6 protein-coding genes and 1 pseudogene are annotated in these 16,068 nt (G+C 76.0%); 6 read left to right on the top strand and 1 reads right to left on the bottom strand.

Annotated elements, in window-relative coordinates; translation table 11 throughout:
- Positions 1-5: 5 nt before the first annotated feature.
- The 6 genes and pseudogenes from ACIQCH_RS30690 (at position 6) to ACIQCH_RS30665 (ending at position 13,978) form a co-directional block, all read left to right on the top strand.
- On the top strand, positions 6-230 hold the full coding sequence (locus tag ACIQCH_RS30690; RefSeq protein WP_402586245.1) for an MbtH family protein: 225 nt from the start codon (positions 6-8) through the stop codon (positions 228-230).
- Positions 223-9,438, top strand: coding sequence for an amino acid adenylation domain-containing protein (locus ACIQCH_RS30685; RefSeq protein ID WP_402586243.1), 9,216 nt, complete (start codon positions 223-225; stop codon positions 9,436-9,438). Before ACIQCH_RS30690 ends, ACIQCH_RS30685 begins: the two co-directional genes overlap by 8 nt.
- A gap of 62 nt (positions 9,439-9,500) precedes the next feature.
- On the top strand, positions 9,501-10,298 hold the full coding sequence (locus tag ACIQCH_RS30680; RefSeq protein WP_402586241.1) for an ABC transporter ATP-binding protein: 798 nt from the start codon (positions 9,501-9,503) through the stop codon (positions 10,296-10,298).
- A complete protein-coding gene (locus ACIQCH_RS30675; protein WP_402586239.1) occupies positions 10,298-12,259 on the top strand; it encodes an ABC transporter permease in 1,962 nt (653 codons plus the stop codon). Before ACIQCH_RS30680 ends, ACIQCH_RS30675 begins: the two co-directional genes overlap by 1 nt.
- A 188-nt stretch (positions 12,260-12,447) precedes the next feature.
- Positions 12,448-13,464: pseudogene (locus tag ACIQCH_RS30670) on the top strand (hydroxyacid dehydrogenase); the annotation flags it as partial.
- A gap of 139 nt (positions 13,465-13,603) precedes the next feature.
- A complete protein-coding gene (locus ACIQCH_RS30665) occupies positions 13,604-13,978 on the top strand; it encodes a chorismate mutase (RefSeq protein WP_402586237.1) in 375 nt (124 codons plus the stop codon).
- Positions 13,979-14,004: 26 nt separating this feature from the next.
- On the opposite strand, the gene ACIQCH_RS30660 is transcribed toward ACIQCH_RS30665, so the two are convergent.
- Entirely contained in the window at positions 14,005-16,059 is a 2,055-nt protein-coding gene (locus ACIQCH_RS30660; protein ID WP_402586235.1) for a BTAD domain-containing putative transcriptional regulator, read from the bottom strand.
- Positions 16,060-16,068: the final 9 nt, after the last annotated feature.

Here is a 16,068-nt window from a genome sequence, read left to right as displayed (position 1 = left end):
TCCCCATGGCGAACAATCCCTTCGACGACCAGGACGGGACCTTCCACGTCCTGGTCAACGGCGAGGAGCAGTACTCCCTCTGGCCGGCGTTCGCCGAGGTTCCCGAGGGCTGGACGGTGGCGCTCGCCGAGGCCGGGCGGGCCGCGTGCGTGGAGTACGTGACCACCCACTGGACGGACCTGCGGCCGCTGAGCCTGCGCGGGCCGGTGGCGGGGCAGAACCGTGGCTGAGTCCGGCGGCCGCCTGCCGCTCTCGGCCGCCCAGCGCGGCATCTGGTTCGCCCACGACCTCGACCCGTCGGGCCGCCGCTACAACGTCGCCGAGTACAAGGAGGTCCACGGCCCCCTCGACCGGGAGCTGCTCGCCGCCTCCTGGTACCGGCTGGCGACGGAGGCGGACATCCTGCGCGTGGCCCGCATCGAGCGGGACGACGACGGCCTGTGGCAGGTGCTGGACGCCACCGCCGGCGCCCGGGAGCTGCGGTTCGTCGACCTGAGCGGCGAGGCCGACCCGTCGGCCGCCGCCCGGGCCCTGATGGACGAGGACCTCGCCACCCCGGTGGACCTCGCGGCGGGCGGGCTGTACACCGTCGCCGTGTTCCGGCTGGCGCCCGACCACCACCTGTACTACCAGCGCTACCACCACATCATCCTCGACGGGATGTCCGCCGCCCTGCTGGACGCCCGGCTGACCGAGCTGTACGCGCAGGCGCTGGCCGGTGCCCCCTGGGAGCCCGGCCCGTTCGGCCACCTGGCGGAGGTCCTCGACGAGGACGCCGCCTACCGCGCCTCGCAGGCCGCCGCCGACGACGGCGCCTACTGGGCCGAGCGGCTGGCCGGGCTCGGGGAGACCCCCCGGCTGGCCGAAGCCGCGGGCGTGCGCCCGGGTTCCGGCGACGTGCCGTTCGTACGGCGCAGCGTCCGCCTCGCCCCGGCCGAGGCCCAGCGGGTGCGCGAGGTGGCCCGGACCGCCCGGGCGCCCTGGTCGATGCTGATGATCTCGCTGGTCGCCGCGTACGTGCACCGGATCTCCGGGAAGGACGAGCTGGTGCTCGGCCTGCCGGTGACCGGTCGCACCACCGAACTGACCCGCCGTACGCCCGCCATGACCTCCAACATCGTGCCGCTGCGGCTCGCCGTGCGTCCGGGGCTGGCCCTCGCCGACCTGGTCGCCGCGGTGCGCGGCGAGGTGCGGGCCGCGCTGGCGCACCAGCTGCCGCGCTACGAGGACCTGTGCCGCGACCTGTCCGCGGGGTCTGCGGGGGAGTCCGCCCGCCGGATCGCCGCCCCCATGGTCAACATCATGGCGTTCGCGCCGGGCCTGGGGTTCCTGGGCCGGCCGGGCGTCCAGCACAACCTGAGCAACGGGCCCGTCGACGACCTGTCCATCGGCATCTACGACCTGGGCGAGGAGCACGGGCTGCGGATCGACTTCGACGCCGCGCCCGACGCGTGCGACATCGAGGCGGCCGCCGTCCACCAGGACCGCTTCCTGACCTTCGTGCACTCCGCCCTGCGCACGCCCGAGCTGCCGATCGGCCGGCTGGAGCTGCTGACCGCGCAGGAGCGCGCCCTGCTGCTCTCCGGCTTCGGCGCGCCCGACGCCGAGGTCCCCGTCGAGGACCGCACGCTCGCGGCGCTGTTCGAGGAGCAGGCCGCCCGGCACCCGGACCGGACGGCCGTCACCCACGACGGCACGTCGCTGACGTACGCGCAGTTGGAGGAGCGGGCCAACCGCCTGGCCCGGCTGCTCGCCGCCCGCGGCGCCGGCCCGGAGGGCTACGTGGCGGTCGCCCTGGAGCGCTCCGCCGACCTGGTGACCGCACTGCTGGCCGTCGTCAAGTCGGGCGCCGGCTACCTGCCGCTGGACCCGCACTACCCGGCCGACCGGCTCGCCTACATGCTGGGCGACGCCGCGCCCGTCCTGGTCGTGACCACCGGGGCGGACCGGGCCGGCCTGCCCGACACCGAGGTGCCGCTGCTCGTCCTCGACGACCCCGGTACGGTCGCGGCGCTCGCCGCCGCCGATCCGCGGCCGCTCACCGACGCCGACCGGACCGCCGCGCTGGCGCCCGCGAACCCGGCGTACGTGATCTACACGTCCGGTTCCACCGGCCGCCCCAAGGGGGTGGTGATCCCGCACCGCAACGTGGTCCGGCTGTTCACCGCGACCCGGCACTGGTTCGACTTCGGGCCCGCGGACGTGTGGACCCTCTTCCACAGCTACGCCTTCGACTTCTCGGTCTGGGAGCTGTGGGGTCCGCTGCTGTACGGGGGCCGGCTGGTCGTCGTCCCGCACGCGGTGAGCCGCTCGCCGCAGGAGTTCCTGGCCCTGCTCGCCGAGGAGCGGGTCACCGTCCTCAACCAGACCCCGTCGGCCTTCTACCAGCTGATGCGGGCCGACGCCGAGGCGCCCGTGGGCGAACTGGCCCTGCGCAGGGTGGTGTTCGGCGGCGAGGCCCTGGACCTGGGCCGGCTCGGCCCCTGGCAGCAGGCCCATCCCGAGGCCGTGCTGGTCAACATGTACGGCATCACCGAGACGACCGTGCACGTCAGCCACGTGGAGCTGGACCGGGCGGCGACGGCGGGCCAGACCCGCAGCCTCATCGGCCGTGCCATCCCCGACCTGCGGATCCACGTGCTGGACTCGGCGCTGCGCCCGACCCCGGTCGGCGAGCGCGGCGAGATGTACGTGGCGGGCGCCGGACTGGCCCGCGGCTACCTCGGCCGTCCCGACCTGTCCGCCGACCGGTTCGTGGCCGACCCGTTCGGGGAGCCGGGCTCGCGCATGTACCGCACCGGCGACCTCGCCCGGTGGCAGGCCGACGGCGGCCTGGAGTACCTGGGCCGCGCCGACCACCAGGTGAAGATCCGCGGCTTCCGCATCGAGCTCGGCGAGATCGAGAGCGTCCTGCTGGCCCTGGCGGAGGTGGCGGGCGGCGCCGTCGTCGTCCGCGAGGACCGTCCCGGCGACAAGCGCCTGGTCGCCTACGTCGTCCCCGCGCCCGGCGCCCCGTTCTCCGACGGGGAGCTGCGCGGCGCGCTCGGGGCGGCACTGCCGGCGCACATGGTGCCGGCCGCGTTCGTGCCGCTGGACGCCCTGCCGCTGACCGCCAACGGCAAGCTCGACACCCGGGCGCTGCCCGCGCCGTCCGTCACCGGGTCGGGGTCCGGTCGGGCCCCGGCCACCGCGCGCGAGGAACTGCTGTGCGCGCTGTTCGCCGAGGTCCTCGGGGTCGCGGGGACGGGCGCCGACGACTCGTTCTTCGACCTGGGCGGCGACAGCATCATGGCCATCCAGCTGGTGTCGCAGGCCCGCCGCGCGGGGCTGCTCATCAGCCCGCGCGAGGTGTTCCGGCTGCGCACCCCCGCCGCCCTCGCCGAGGCCGCGACCGAGGTGGGGACCGAACCGGTGGAGGCCGCGGACGCGGGCCTGGGCGAGCTGCCGCTGACGCCGGTGATGCGCTGGGCCGACGAGCGCGGCGGCCCGTCGGACGGCTACAACCAGTCGATGGTCCTGCGGGTCCCCGGCGGGCTGACGCTGCCCGGCCTGGTGGACACCCTGGGCGCGGTGCTCGACCGGCACGACGCGCTGCGCGCCCGCCGCACCGACCGGTCGCTGGTCGTCGGACCCGCCGGGTCCGTGGACGCGGCCGGCTGCGTGCGCCGGGTCGAGGCCGCCGGGCTGGACGGGGCGGCGCTGGACGCGCTGGCCGACGCCGAGGGCCGGATCGCGCTCGCCGCGCTCGCACCGCGCGAGCCCGGGGGCATGGTGCGCGTCGTCTGGTGCGACCGCGGTCCCGACCGGTCGGGCCTGCTGGTCCTGGTCATCCACCACCTGGTCGTCGACGGCGTGTCCTGGCGGGTGCTGGCCCCGGACCTGGAGCGGGCCTGGGCGGCCGTGGCACGGGGCGCCGGCCCGCTGCTCGACCCGGTGGGCACCTCGCTGCGCACCTGGTCCCGGGGGCTCGCCGAGGCCGCCCTGTCACCGGAGCGGGAGGCGGAGTTCCCGTACTGGAGCGAGGTCCTGGCCGGCGGCGGCGCGCCGCTGGGGGCGCGCGCCCTCGACCCGCGTACGGACACCCTGGGGACGGCCGGCCGGCTGACCCTGCGGCTGCCGGCCGAGGTGACCCGGGACCTGCTCACGGTCGTGCCCGCCGCGTTCCACGCCGAGGTCGACGACGTCCTGCTCACCGCGTTCGCGCTGGCGTACCGCCGCTGGCGGGGCGACGGGCCGGTGCTGCTCGACCTGGAGGGCCACGGCCGCGAGGAGTCGGCGGTGCCCGGCGCCGACCTGTCGCGCACCGTCGGCTGGTTCACCAGCGTGTACCCGGTACGCCTGGACGCCGGCCCGGCCGGCGGCCCCGACGCCGACCCGGGCGCCGCGCTGAAGTCCGTCAAGGAGCAGCTGCGCGCCGTCCCCGGCAAGGGCATCGGCTACGGCATGCTGCGCCACCTGCACCCGCGGGGCGCCGAACGGCTCGCCCCGCTGGGCGCGCCGCAGATCGGCTTCAACTACCTGGGCCGGTTCGCCGCGCCCGGCGGGTCCGCCGACTGGGCGGTCGTCCCGCGCCTGGGCACCGGCATCCCCGGCGGCTCCCCCGGCATGCCGCTGGCCCACTCCCTGGAGCTCGACGCCCTCACCCAGGACGGCCCGGACGGTCCGGAGCTGGTCGCGCGCTGGACGTGGGCGACGGGCGTCCTCGCCGAGCCCGAGGTGGCCGAGTTGGCCGCGTACTGGTTCGACGCGCTGCGGGACCTGGCCCGCCACTGCTCCCGGCCGGGCGCCGGCGGACGCTCCCCCTCGGACGTCGCCCCGGCCGGGCTCACCCAGTCCGAGATCGAGCTGCTGGAGCGGCGCCGGCCCGGACTGGCCGACCTCCTGCCGCTCTCCCCGCTGCAGGAGGGCCTGCTGTTCCACAGCCTCCAGGCGGGCGACGGCGACGTGTACACCGCCCAGCTGTGGCTCGACGTGACCGGGCCGCTCGAGGCGGGGCGGCTGCACGCGGCCGCCCGCGCCCTGCTGGAGCGCCACCCGCACCTCGGCGCCGAGTTCCACCACGAGGGCCTGCGGCGGCCGGTGCAGGTCGTGCCCGGCCGGGTGGAGCCGCCCTGGTACGAGGTGGATCTCACCGACCTGCCGGAGGAGGAGCGGCTGCCCGGGGCGGAGGCGCTGGCCGCCGCCGAGCGCACCGTCGCCTTCGCGCCGGACGCCGGGCCGCTGTTCCGGTTCACGCTGGTGCGCACCGGGCCGGACCGCCACCGGCTGCTGCTGACCAACCACCACCTGCTGCTCGACGGCTGGTCGATGCCGGTGCTGGTGCGCGAGCTGCTGGCCCTGTACGCGGCGGACGCGGACCGGTCGGCGCTCCCCCGGGTCCGTCCGTACCGCGAGTTCCTGACCCATCTGGCCGTCACCGACCGGCAGGCGGCCCGGGCCGCCTGGGGCGAGGCGCTGGCCGGGGTCGAGGAGCCCACGCTGGTGCGCCCGGCGGATCCCGGGCGCACGCCCCGGGTGCCCGAGCGGCTGGAGTTCACCCTGCCGGCGCCGGCCGCGGCCGCGCTCGCCGGGTGGGCCCGGTCGGCCGGGCTCACCATGAACACGGTGCTGCAGGGCGCCTGGGCGGTGGTCCTGGCCCGGCTCACCGGCCGCGACGACGTCGTCTTCGGCGCGACCGTCTCGGGCCGCCCGGCGGAGCTGCCCGGTGTGGAGTCCATGGTCGGCCTGTTCATCAACACCGTCCCGGTGCGGCTGCGGCTGGACGGCGGCGAATCCCTCGGGGCGCTGCTGGAGCGGATGCAGCGCGAGCAGTCCGCACTCCTGGGCCACCAGCACCTGGGGCTGGCCGAGATCCAGCAGCTCACCGGTGTGGGCGCGCTGTTCGACACCGCGATGGTGTTCGAGAACTACCCGCTGGACGTGGCCGCGCTGGCCGCCGCCACCGCCGGGTCGGGGCTCGTCCTGGACGGGGTGGACGGGCACGACGCCGTCCACTACACCCTCGGCCTGGTCGCCCGGCCCGGTGCCGCCGGCGGGCTGGACTTCCGACTGGACCACCAGGGCGACCTGCTGGACGCGGGGCAGGCCCGCGGCGTCGCGGAACGGCTGCTGGCCGTGCTCGGCGCCCTCGCCGAGCACCCGGACACCCCCGTCGGCCGGCTCGGGGTGCTGCCCCCGGCCGAGAGGGCGCGGCTGCTGACCGAGTGGAACGACAGCGACCTGCCCGGGGCGGCCCGCGACTTCACGATCCCCGGGCTGTTCGAGGCCCAGGTGGCGCGGACGCCCGACGCCGTCGCACTCGTGCACGGCGGCACGGAGCTGACGTACCGGGAGCTGAACACCCGCGCCAACCGGCTCGCGAGGCTGCTGGTGCGGCGCGGGGCCGGGCCCGAGCGGTTCGTGGCCATCGCGCTCCACCGGTCGGTGGAGCTGGTGGTGACGCAGCTGGCCGTGCTCAAGGCGGGGGCCGCGTTCGTGCCCCTGGACCCGGGCTACCCGGCCGACCGCCTCGCGTACATGCTCCGGGACTCCGATCCGGCGCTCGTCGTCACCAGCAGTGCGGTCGTGGCGGGCGGGCTGCCGGCCACCGGCACCCCGCTCCTGCTGATCGACCGTACGGACTGGGGCCGTTGCTCGGGCCGGGGGCTGGCGGTGGCCCGCGCGGCGGACCGCCCGGCCTACGTCATCTACACCTCGGGATCCACCGGGCGGCCCAAGGGCGTGGTCGTCACCCACCGCGGCATCGCCTCGATGGTCGCCGGGCAGCGGGCCGGTCTGGGCGTCACCCCGGAGAGCCGGGTGCTGCTCTTCGCCTCGCCGAGCTTCGACGCGGCGGTGTGGGAGCTGTGCATGGCGCTGCTCACGGGTGCCCGGGCCGTCCTGGGCGACGCGGAGCAGCTGATGCCGGGGCCGACCCTGGCCGCGCTGATCGCCGACCACGGGGTCACCCACGCGACGCTGCCGCCGTCGGCACTGCCGGTGCTGCCGGAGGACGGCCTGCCGCCGGGCGCCACCCTGGTGGTGGCGGGCGAGGCCACCGCCCCCGACCTGGTGGAGCGCTGGTCCCGCGGGCGCCGGATGGTCAACGCGTACGGGCCCACCGAGTCCACGGTCTGCGCCACCATGAGCGAACCGCTGTCCGGTCCCGTGCTCGCGCCGATCGGCCGCCCCGTCCCCAACACGCGGCTGTACGTGCTGGACCCGCACCTCCAGCCGGTCCCGGCCGGGGTGCCGGGCGAGCTGTACCTGGCCGGAGCGGGGCTGGCCCGCGGCTACCTGGGCCGCCCCGACCTGACGGCGGACCGGTTCGTGGCCAACCCCTTCGGGGCGCCCGGCTCGCGGATGTACCGCACCGGGGACCTCGCCCGGTGGCGGGACGACGGCACCCTCGACTACCTCGGGCGCACCGACCACCAGGTCAAGGTCCGCGGCTTCCGGATCGAGCCCGGCGAGATCGAGTCGGCGCTCACCGCCCACCCCGGCATCGAGCGGGCCTCCGTGGTGGTCCGCGAGGACGGCCCGGGCGGCAGGCGGCTGGTGGCGTACGTGGTCGGCGAGGACCTGGGGGCCCCGGCGCTGCGCGCGTTCCTCGGCGCCTCGCTGCCGGAGCACATGGTGCCCGCGGCGTTCGTGGTCCTGCCCGAACTCCCGCTGACCGCCAACGGGAAGGTGGACCGCAAGGCCCTGCCCGCTCCCCGGGCCGTGGCGGCGCAGGGCGGCGGCCGGGCTCCGGCCACCCCCCGCGAGGCGGTCCTGTGCGCCCTGTTCTCCGAGGTGCTGCGGATCCCGGAGACGGGGGCGGACGACTCGTTCTTCGACCTGGGCGGTGACAGCATCACCGCCGTCCAGCTGGTGTCCCGGGCCCGGGCGGCCGGGCTCGCGCTGGGCGTGCGGGACGTGTTCGTGCAGCGTACGCCCGCCGCGCTGGCGTGCGTGGCCGCGGAGGTCGACACGGAGCTGCGGCCGGCGGACACCCCGTACCTCGACGGGCCGTTCCCCGGCCTGGAGGAGGAGACGGAGCTGCTGATGCGGTCCGACCCCGACCTCATCGACGTCCTGCCGCTCACCCCGCTCCAGGAGGGCTTCCTCTTCCACGCGCTGCTGACCGGCGACGACGGGGACGGCCCGGACGTGTACACCACGCAGCTCGCCCTCGACCTGGAGGGGCCGCTGGACGCGGACGCCCTGCGGGCCGCGGCCGAACGGCTGGTGGCCCGGCAGCCGGCGCTGCGGGCCGCGTTCCGGTACGACACCGAGCACCCGGTCCAGGTGGTGCACGCGAAGGTGGCGCTGCCCTGGCTGCAGGTCGACCTGAGCGGGGCCGCGGACGCCGCCGACGCCGGGGGACGGGCCCGCGAACTGGCCCGTGCCGAGCGCCGGCGCGCCTTCGACCTGGCGGTCCCGCCGCTGCTGCGGGTCCTGCTGGTCGCCCTGCCGGGCGGCCGGCACCGGCTGGTCCTGACGGCCCACCACATCCTGTGGGACGGCTGGTCGGTACCGGTCCTGGTCGAGGAGCTGTTCACGCTCTACGCCGAACGCGGCGCGCAGGGCACCTCGCTGCCCGAACCCCCGCCGCTGCGCGCCTACCTCGCCTGGCTGGCCGGGCGGGACGCCGACGCTGCGCGGGCCGCCTGGCGGGACGCGCTGGCGGGGCCGGTGGCACCCACCCTGGTCTCCCCCGGGGTGGCCGAACAGGAGCCGCAGGCGCAGGAGTCGGTGCGCGTCGAGCTCTCCGCGGAGCTGACCGGCCGCCTCCACGCCGGGCTGCGGGAGGCCGGGCTGACGCTGGCCACCGCGGTCCAGGCGGCCTGGGCGCTGGTCCTGGCCGGGCACACCGGCCGCCGGGACGTGGTGTTCGGCTCGACGGTGTCCGGGCGCAGCCCGGAGGTCGAGGGCATCGAACGGATGGTCGGCAACTTCATCAACACCCTGCCGGTGCGCGTACGGCTGAACCCGCTGGAACCGCTCGGCGCCCTGCTCGCCCGCGTCCAGGAGGAGCAGGCGGCCCTGCTGCCCCACCACCACCTGGGGCTGGGCGAGGTCCAGCGGCTGACGGGCGGCGGGCCGCTGTTCGACACCACCACCGTGGTCAAGAACACCCCGCTGGACGCGGCCGCCCTGCTCGGCCGGGCCGCCGCGGCGGAGGGGCTGCGGCTGGCCGGCGGCGACAGCGAGGACGCCACGCACTACCCGCTGCGCATGCAGGCGGTGCCCGGTCTGGACGCCGACCGGCTGCAGCTGCACCTCGGCTACCTCCCCGACGTCTACCGGCAGGAGCAGGCACAGGAGCTGCTGGACCGGACGGCGGAGATCCTGCGGGCGGTCGCCGACGCACGCGAGACCCCGGTGGGCGGCCTCGGACGGCCGCCCGTCGAGGATGGACTCCGGAGGACCCGGACCGGTCAGCAGGACCTGCCGGCCTTCCGCGGTGGGTACTGATCCGGCTCGACACGATGTCGGCACGACCCGCCAGTACACGATCGATTCGATGGGTGTTGAGGATGCAGGACAACCAGTTAGTCAGGCTCGAACAGGTCAGCCGGTGCTACGCCGCCGGATCGGCGGCGCAGGTGCGCGCCCTCGACGGCATCACCGTCGGCTTCGCACCCGGAACCTTCACCGCGGTGATGGGCCCCTCCGGCTCCGGGAAGAGCACCCTGCTGCAGTGCGCGGCCGGCCTCGACCGCCCCGACTCGGGGCGGGTCGTGGTCGACGGCGTGGAACTCGGCCCGCTCGGCGAGAAGGCGCTCACCGAACTGCGCCGGGACCGGATCGGCTTCGTGTTCCAGGCGTTCAACCTGCTCGGCGCGCTCACCGCCGAGCAGAACGTGGGCCTGCCGCTGCGGCTGGCCGGCCGCCGGCCGGACCCCGCGCAGGTGCGGGCCGCGCTGGCGCAGGTGGGGCTGGGGGAACGCACCGGGCACCTGCCCTCGCAGATGTCCGGCGGCCAGCAGCAACGCGTGGCCATCGCCCGGGCCCTGATCACCCGTCCGAAGGTGCTGTTCGCGGACGAGCCGACCGGCGCGCTGGACAGCAGCTCCAGCCGGACCGTCCTGGCGCTGTTGCGCGGCCTGGTCGACGACCAGGGGCAGACCACCGTCATGGTCACCCACGATCCGGTGGCCGCCTCCTACGCGGACCGGGTGGTCTTCCTCGTCGACGGCCGGGTCACCGACGAGATGCACCGGCCGACCGCGCAGCGGGTCGCCGAGCACATGGCCCGGCTCGAAGCCGAGCCGGAGCCCGACCCCGACTCCCGGCCCGTGGCGGGGGCCCTGCGGACCGACGGGGGCCGGTGATGGGCACCGCGCTGCTGCTGCCCGTGGCCGTGGCCACCCTGCGCAAGCGGTGGCTCGGCTTCGTCGGCTCCTTCGTCGCCCTCGCCCTGGGCGTCGCCCTGATCTCCGCGACGGGGCTGCTGGTGAGCACCTCGGCCGGGCTGGAGAACGCCGATCCGTCGGCGCCGTCCCTGAAGAAGCTGCTCACGTTCATGGCCGGCATGTCCGGTTTCGTCTCGGTGTTCGTCGTCGCCTCGACGTTCGCGTTCGCGGTCGCGGGGCGGCGCCGGGAGACCGCCCTGCTGCGGGCGGTCGGCGCGACCCCCCGCCAGGTGCGGCTGCTGATCCTCGGTGAGGCGGCCGTCGTCTCGCTGGCCGCCTCCGGGTGCGGGGCGCTGCTCGGCCTGGTCGCGGCACAGCCGTTCGCGGACTGGCTGGTGGCGCGCGGCGCCGCCCCCGAGGGCTTCACCGTGGAACTCGGCCCCGGGCCGCTGCTGGTCGCGGCGGGCGTCGAGGTGGCGGTGGCGGTGGTCGGCGCCTACGCGGCGGCCCGCCGGGCCGGCCGGGTGCGGCCGGTGGAGGCCCTCGCGGACGCGGCCGTCGACCGCCGGGTGATGACCGCGGGGCGTTGGGTGTGGGCCCTGGGCTACCTCGCGGTGTTCGGGGCCGTGCTGGCCCTGTTCACCACCATGCCGCCCGGTACGGACGACCCGCAGCTGCGCGACCCGCAGAACCTGCCGGTCTGGTCGCTGCTGATCGACGTCATGGCCATCATGGCGGTCGCGCTGTTCGCACCGCTGCTGGTGCCCCCGCTGGTGCGGCTGCTGACGCTGCCGGTGCCGCTGGCGACCGGTGCGGTGGGCCTGCTGGCCCGGCAGAACGCGCTGGCGTCGGTGCGGCGCACGGTGTCCACCGCGACCCCGATGTTCCTGGTGATCGGGCTGACCGGCACCGTGGTCGGTTCGACGCTGACCTTCGGGGACGCCCGTACCGTCCAGTCGCGGGAGGCGCTCGGCGCACGGTACGTCGTCGAGCCCGCGGGCGGCTCCGCCCTCCCGCCCGGCACCGTGGAGCGGCTGCGCGCGCTGCCCGGCATCGGCACCACCACCGTCCGCACCACCTGGCTGGACGGCCTCGGCGGCGGGGCGGACGCCTCCTCGGCGACCGCCGGGACCATCGCCGCGACCGCCGTGGACGGGGACGCAGCCGCCACGTGGCGGCTGCCCGCCCGGGAGGGCTCGCTGACGGCCCTGCGCGGCGCCACCACGGCCGTCTCCGCCTCGCTGGCCGAGGCCAACGGCTGGCGGGTCGGGGACCGGCTGAGCACCGTGCTGGCCGACGGGACCCCCGTCGACCTCACCGTGGTCGCGGTGGTCGACACCCCGCTGAGCCTGGCCGAGGTCCTGCTCCCGTACTCCGTCGTGGCCGGGCACCTGACCGGCGACGCCGGGCCGTCCGCGGCCTTCCTGACCGCACCCCGGGCGGTGCCGGCACCGGCCGCGGACTCCGGGGTGAGGATCACCCCGGCGCACGCCTGGGGCGGGGACGGCGACGCGCGCTCCCGCTCGGACCGGATCGCGATGGTGGCCATCCTGGGGCCGGCCCTGCTCTACGCCCTGATCGCGATCGTCAACACGATGATGATGTCCACCGGCGACCGGCTGCGGGACTTCTCCACGCTCCGGCTCACCGGGGGCAACGACCGCCAGGTGCTCTCCATGGTGGGGGTCGAGGCGCTGCTGACCGCGGCGACGGCCACCGTACTGGCGCTGCTGGTCACCACCGGCACCCAGGCCGCCACCCTGATGCTCGTCGGGCACCGGATCCTGCGCTCCGGTCCCGAACTGCCGCTGAGCCTGCCCTGGTCGGCGATCGCCACCGCCGCGGTCGCGGGCCTCGGCCTCGCCCTCGTCTCCAGCCTCGTGCCGGCCCGGCTCGCGCTGCGCGCCCGGGCGCTGGACCTCGCCTCCGCCCGGCAGTGAGGCGGCTGCGGCGCCGTGCGCACCACCGCGCACGGCGCCGCGGGCGACAGGCGTCCCGTCTTCCCGACTTCTCGACTTCTCGACTTCTCTTCTTCTCTTCCTCTCCTCCTCTCGTCTTCTCGTCTTCTCGTCTTTCTGACGTCCCGTCTTCCCGTCCGCCCCCGGCCAGCCCCGAAAGAGGACCGACCATGAGCTCCGCCGTGCTCGCCCCGTCCGTCATCACCTCCGCAGCCACCTCCGCACCCGTCCCCGGCGCGCCCGCCGGCGTCCGGAGAGCCACCGTCCTGCTGGCCGAGGAGCTGTCCCCGGCCACCGTCGCCGTGCTCGGCGACGACGTCGACGTCCGCCGCTGCGACGGCACCGACCGGCCGGCGCTGCTCGCCGCGCTGGGCGACGCCGACGCGGTGATCGTCCGCTCCGCGACCACCATGGACGCCGAGGCCATCGCGGCGGCGCCGCGGCTGAAGGTGATCGCCCGGGCCGGCATCGGCCTGGACAACGTGGACGTACCGGCGGCCACCGCCGCCGGAGTCCTCGTCGTCAACGCGCCCACCTCGAACATCGTCAGCGCCGCGGAGCACGCGATCGCGCTCCTCCTCGCCGTCGCCCGGAACGTGGCCCCCGCCGACGCCTCGCTGCGGGCGGGCCGCTGGCAGCGGGCGCGCTTCACGGGCGTGGAGCTGTCCGAGAAGGTCCTCGGGATCGTCGGCCTCGGCCGGATCGGGTCCCTGGTCGCCTCCCGCATGGCCGCGTTCGGCATGGAGATCGTCGCGTACGACCCGTACGCGGACGCCGCGTCGGCGGCGCGCGCGGGGGTCCGGCTGGTGCCCCTCGAGACCCTGCTCGCGCTCAGCGACTTCGTCACGATCCACCTGCCGCGGACGGCCGAGACCCTGGGCCTGATCGACGCCGCCGCCATCGCCCGGACGAAGCCCGGCGTGCGGATCGTGAACGCCGCGCGCGGCGGCATCGTCGACGAGCGGGCGCTGTACGAGGCCCTCGTGGCGGGCCGGGTCGCGGGTGCCGGTCTCGACGTCTTCGCCACCGAACCCTGCACCGACTCGCCCCTGTTCGGACTGGAGAACGTGGTGGCGACCCCGCACCTGGGGGCCGGCACCGCCGAGGCCCAGGAGAAGGCGGGCGTGTCGGTCGCCGCCTCCGTGCTGCTCGCGCTGGCCGGTGAGCCGGTGCCGGACGCGGTCAACGGCTGACGTGCCGCGGCGCGCGCGTCGTCACCCGTCCGCACCCGGACGATCGTCCGTCGATACGCCCGTATGCCTGCATGCCCGTACGCCTGTATGCCAGTAGGCCCGTACGCCCGTACGCATTTATGTCGGTAAGTCCATGTGTCCGTACGTCCATACGTCGATACGTCCGTGCAGCCACGGACCGACCACGAACCGGGAGAACGCCGTGACCCCACAGCCCCTCGCCGCGCCCGCGCCCGCCGACGCGGAGACCGCCATCGACGGACTGCGCCGCTCCATCGACCACCTCGACGAGGAGGTCCTGCTCCTGCTCGAACGGCGCCGGGAGCTCTCCGAGGCCGTCCAGCACGCCCGGATCGAAGCGGGCGGCCGTCGCACGGAACTGAGCCGCGAGAACGTGGTCATCAAGCGCTACGCCGACCGGCTCGGCCGGCCGGGCGGAACGATGGCCATGGCCCTGCTGGAACTGTGCCGCGGCTCGCTGTACCGCCCGGCCGGCTCCCCGCGCTGACGGATCCGCGCGGAGAGCCGCCACGGTCAGCCGGCCGGTGCCAGGACGGCCCGTACGGGGCGCTGCACGGGCAGCGCCTGGACGTGCAGCAGCACCAGCGGGTGGAAGCGGAAGCTGCCCCCCGCCGGCGCTCCCACCGCCCCGGGCCCGCGCACCGGCTCCAGCAGGGAGCCGTCGACCAGTCGTTCCACCAGGTCCTCGGCCCGCCGCACCGGCAGGCCGAGGACCGTCGCCGCGGCGGCCGCGGTGAACGGCCGCCCGCCCAGGACGGACAGGCGGGTGAGCAGTTCCCGCTCCTCGGTGCCGGTGCGGCGCAGCCAGTCGGCGAGCGATCCGGCCACGTCCAGCTCGCCGAAGACCAGTTCCGCCAGCCGGGTCGGCTCGTCCGCGAGCCGCTGGGCCAGTCGGGCCACCGACCAGTGCGGGCGGGAGGCCAGTCGGGCTCCCGCGATGCGCAGCGCGAGCGCCATCCCGGCGCAGTGGTCCACGATCCGTTCGGCGGCGGCCGGTTCGGCGGCCGTGCGCGCCCGGCCCGCGGCCGCGGTGAGCAGGTCGAGGGACTCGGTGCGGTTCATCGGGCCCAGGGCGAGCGTGAAGGGGCCGGTGGCCACGGCGAGGTGGACGTGTCCGACGACCAGCGTCGCGCCGTGCGGCCCGGCCGGGAGCAGCGGGGCCAGCTCCGTGCCCCGGCCCGCGTTGTCGAGCAGGACCACGAGCCGGCGGCCCGCGGTACGGGTGCGGTAGATCCGCACGAGCTCCTCCAGGTCGGTCCGAGCGGACTCGGGCGGCTCCTGGCCGAGCGCGCGCAGGAAGCGGACCAGCACGCTCCGCGGGTCCTTCGGCGACCCGTCCGGCGCGGTCAGGTCGGCGTACAGCTGCCCGTCGGGGAAGTCCTCCCGGGCGGCGTGCACCGCGTGCACGGCGAGGGCCGTCTTGCCGACGCCCGCCATGCCGGTGATCAGCCCCCGGCGCGGTTCGCCGGCGGATCCCCGGCCCGGTGCGCGGAGCAGGCCGCGCAGCGCCGCCAGTTCGCGGCCGCGGCCGGTGAAGGCGGCGACGTCGGGCGGCAGCATGAAGGGCGAGGCCTCCGACGCGGTGGCCGGACCTGCGGTGGCCGGACCTGCGGTGGCCGCACCGGCGCCGGCCGGGGCCGTGCCGGCGGTCGCGGGCCGCGGTCCGCTCCCTGCCGGGCGCGGCCGGGGCGTGCCCCCGGACGACCGGCCGGGGACGCGCTCGCCCACCGGCCTGCGGGCGGCCGGGATGGCCACCGCGGGCGCCGGCTCGGCGGCCCGGGCCGGGGCGGAGGGCGCGGCGGCGGGGGCCGCCACGGGCGCACCCGGCGCCTCCAGGTCCAAGGTGGCGCACAGCAGGGCCTGGTGGGCGGCCTTCAGGCCGCTGCCGGGGTCGACGCCCAGCTCGTCGGCCAGGACCGTGCGGCCCTCGTGGAACACGTGGAGGGCGTCGGCCTGGCGTCCGCACCGGTACAGGGCGGTCATCAGCTGGGCGCGCATCCGCTCGCGCAGCGGGAAGTCGGCCACCAGGCGGGTCAGTTCGGCGACGATCTGCTGGTGTCTGCCGAGGGCGAGATCCGCCTCGATGCGGTTTTCCAATGTGGCGGCGCGCCCCTCCTCCCATTGCGGAATTTCTTCCTCCGCGAGGAATTCGGTGACATTCACCAACATGGGGCCCTGCCACAAATCCAGCGCGTCGCGCAGCAGAGTGCCCGCTTCCGCATAGCGGTGTTCCTGGAGCGCCTCCCGGCCGAGCCGGTCGAGCCTCTCGTATTCGACGATGTCGACGCGGCTGTCCCCGGTTTTGATGGCATATCCCGGAGAGCGCCGTTCCAGGACGACTTCGGGTTCCAGGAGCTTGCGCAGCCGGGAGACGTACGTGTAGATCTGCGCGCTCATCGTGGCGGGCGGGTCGGCGCCCCACAGCAGGCGGCTGAGCCGCGTGTCCGGAACCACCCGTCCCCGGGCGAGCAGGAGGGCGGCGAGGAGGGTGTGCATCTTCGTGCCCGAGAGCGCGACGCGCGCGCCCTCGCGGCTGGCCTCGACCGGGCCAAGCAGCTGAAGGTCCATGGTGTCCTG

Source organism: Streptomyces sp. NPDC093225 (assembly GCF_044753805.1).
GTDB lineage: Bacteria > Actinomycetota > Actinomycetes > Streptomycetales > Streptomycetaceae > Streptomyces.
Note: the sequence above shows the minus strand (reverse complement) of the source record. Positions and strands in the feature narration are given on the sequence as shown.